Origin of the sequence: Streptosporangium sp. NPDC006013 (assembly GCF_040614275.1) — a bacterium.
Taxonomy (GTDB): Bacteria; Actinomycetota; Actinomycetes; order Streptosporangiales; family Streptosporangiaceae; genus Streptosporangium.
This window is the reverse complement of sequence record NZ_JBEXUE010000751.1, coordinates 1-3,189: the sequence shown is the minus strand read 5'-3', so window position 1 is coordinate 3,189 and position 3,189 is coordinate 1. Positions and strand designations below refer to the sequence as shown.

At 71.6% G+C, this 3,189-nt stretch carries 2 protein-coding genes; both read left to right on the top strand.

Annotation, left to right across the window (positions count from 1 at the left end; all coding sequences use genetic code 11):
- Window positions 1-2,520: SDR family NAD(P)-dependent oxidoreductase (locus ABZ260_RS48975; RefSeq protein ID WP_355632244.1), on the top strand; the 2,520-nt coding region annotated here is incomplete at its 5' end.
- 31 nt (window positions 2,521-2,551) lie between these two features.
- A partial coding sequence (locus ABZ260_RS48970; RefSeq protein WP_355632241.1) for a beta-ketoacyl synthase N-terminal-like domain-containing protein occupies window positions 2,552-3,189 on the top strand: 638 nt, incomplete at its 3' end.

The window sequence follows — 3,189 nt, the reverse complement described above, 5'->3', positions numbered from 1 at the left end:
GTCCGGTTCGCCGACGCGGTGGGTGTGCTGGACGCGGCGGGGGTGACGACGTTCCTGGAGCTGGGGCCTGACGGGGTGCTGTCGGCGATGGCGCGGCAGGTGTTGTCGCCGGAGCGGGTGGTGGTTCCGGTGTTGCGGCGGGAGCGGTCGGAGGAGGTCTCGGTGGTGACCGCGCTGGGTCATGCGTTCGTGCATGGCAGTCCGATTGATTGGGAGGTGGTCTTTCCCGGTGCGGGCAAGGTGGACCTGCCCACCTACGCCTTCCAGCGACAGCGCTACTGGCTCGACGCCACCCGGCCGGACGGTGGTGAACAGTCGACGGACGCCCGGTTCTGGGAGCTGGTGGAGAGCGCGGATGCCGAGCGACTCGCGGACACCCTCGGTCTCGGCGACGGGGACGCGCGCGGTTCCCTGGACACCGTGCTGCCCGCGATCACGTCGTGGTGGGACCGGAGGCGCGTCCGCTCTTCCACGGACTCCTGGCGCTACCGGGTGGTCTGGAGACAGGTCAGGTGGACTTCGGTGGATCGCCTGTCGGGAACGTGGCTCGTGCTCGTCCCCGAAGGGGCGGCGGCGTGGGCGGAACCCGCCGAGCGCGCCCTGACCGGCAGCGGAGCGGACGTCGTCCGGATCGTCGTGACCGACGCGGATCGGGCGAAGCTCGCCGCCCAGCTGGAGTCGGTGGACCGGGTCGCGGGACTGCTTTCGCTCCTCTCCGCTGCCGAGAACCCCGCTGCCGAGAGCCCTGCTGTTGAGAGCCCTGCTGTTGAGAGCCCTGCTGTTGAGAACGCGACAGAGGAAGCGGCGGACGCGCAGGTCACCGTCCCCTGGGCCTACACGGCGAACGTGGCGCTCCTCCAGGCGATGGACGACGCGGGCCTCGCCGCGCCGCTCTGGTGCGTGACCCGCAACGCGGTCTCCACCGGGCCCACGGACGAGGCGACGGATCCCGCACAGGCGCTCACCTGGGGGCTGGGCACGATCGCGGCGGTCGAGAGTCCCGCGCAGTGGGGCGGCCTGGCCGACCTTCCCAGGACGGTGGACGACCTCCTCTGGGAACGTCTCGCGGGTGTGCTGAGCGCGGAGCCGGCCGGACGGGAGATCGAGGTGGCCGTGCGCAAGTCCGGCCTGTACGCGCGACGCCTGATCCACGCGCCCCTGGCCGAGGGGGGCGTACCGTCGGCCAGGGGCGGGTGGAACCCGGAGGGCACCGTCCTCGTCACCGGTGGGACGGGCGCGCTCGGTGCGCACGTGGCGGCCTGGCTCGCCGGGCGAGAAGCCAGACACCTGCTTCTGGTCAGCAAGCGGGGGGAGGCGGCACCCGGCGCCGTCGAACTCGGGGCACGGCTCGCCGACGTGGGGACCCGGGTCACCTTCGCCGCGGCGGACGTCGGTGACCGGAACGACCTCGCCCGCGTGCTCGCCTCGGTGCCGCCGGAGCATCCGCTGACCGCCGTGGTGCACACGGCTGCCACGCTGGACGACGGTCTGATCGCGGCGCTCACCCCCGAGCGGCTGGACCACGCCCTGCGGGTCAAGGCCGTCGGCGCCCGGCATCTGCACGAGCTGACCCGCGATCTCGACCTGTCCGCCTTCGTGCTGTTCTCCTCGGTCGCCGGTATCTGCGGTGTCGCCGGTCAGGGCAACTACGCGCCGGGAAACGCCTACCTCGACGCGCTCGCCGCGCACCGCCGGGCAGCCGGTCTGCCGGCCACCTCGATCGCCTGGGGACAGTGGGCGGGCGGCGGCATCGTCACCTCCGAGGCGGCCCTGACCCTGGCCAGGAACGGCCTCCGCGGCCTCCCTCCCGAACTCGCCGTCACCGCGCTGGGCCAGGCGCTCGATCACGACGAGTCCCACCTCGTCGTCGCCGACATCGACTGGAAGATCATGTTCGAGCACCGGCAACATCCCCTGGTGAGCGAGCTTCCGGAGATCGTCCAGGCCCGCCGCCAGGCACCCGGGGCCGCTGCCGCACCGACCGGGACGGACGTTTCCGAGCTGGTACGGCAGCTCGCCGATCTGGCGGAGGCGGAGCAGCGCCGGACCCTGCTACGGCTGGTCCGCCTCCAGGTCGCGGCGGTGCAGAGCCACCCGTCCCCCGAGGCGGTCGAGGCCGACAGGAGATTCCGGGACCAGGGATTCGACTCGCTGGCCGCGGTCGAGCTGCGCAACCGGCTCGGCGCGGCGACCGGGCTGCGGCTGCCTCCCTCGATCGTCTTCGACCATCCCACCCCGACGGCTCTGGCCGGCTACCTGCACGCGGAGCTCGTACCGCGCGCCGATGCGACGGCCACGACGATCACATCGATCCTGGCGGGGATCGAGGCGCTGGAAGCGACCCTCTCGAAGGCCTCGGTGAGCGATGCCGAGCGGGAGGTTGCCGCCGCCCGGCTGCGGAGGCTCACCGCGACATGGGGCGACGTGACGCCGCCCGCGGACGCCGTCACGGACGAGTTGTCGTCGGCGAGTGACGACGAACTCGTCGAGTTCATCAGCAGAACGCTTGGAATCTCCTGAACCGCGTGCTTGAGAGGGACAGACGTAAACCATGAGTGAGAACCAGATCAGGCATCTCCTCAAGCGGGTCACCGCCGAGTTGCACGAGACACGGCAGCGCCTCCAGCGCGTACGGGACGATCAGACCGAACCGATGGCGATTGTCGGGATGGCGTGCCGGTTCCCCGGCGGGGTCACCTCGCCGGAGGACCTGTGGCGGCTGGTCGCCGAAGGAGTGGACGCGGTCGGGGAGTTCCCCGATGACCGGGGCTGGGATGTGGAGGGCCTGTACGACCCCGATCCCGACCATCCCGGCACGTCGTACACCCGATACGGCGGCTTTCTGAGTGACGTCGCGGGCTTCGACGCGGAGTTCTTCGGGATCTCGCCGCGCGAGGCGCTGGCGACCGATCCGCAGCAGCGGCTGCTGCTGGAGACCGCCTGGGAGGCGTTCGAGCGGGCCGGAATCGACGTGTTCACCCTGCGGGGCAGCAGGACCGGGGTCTTCGCCGGTATGAACGGTCAGGACTATGCCGCCCGGCTTCCCCAGGTGCCGGAGGCCGTTGACGGCTACCTCAGCATCGGCAACGCGGCGAGCGTGGCGTCGGGCCGGATCGCGTACACGTTCGGGTTCGAGGGGCCCGCGGTCACGGTCGACACGGCGTGCTCGTCCTCGCTGGTCGCCCTGCA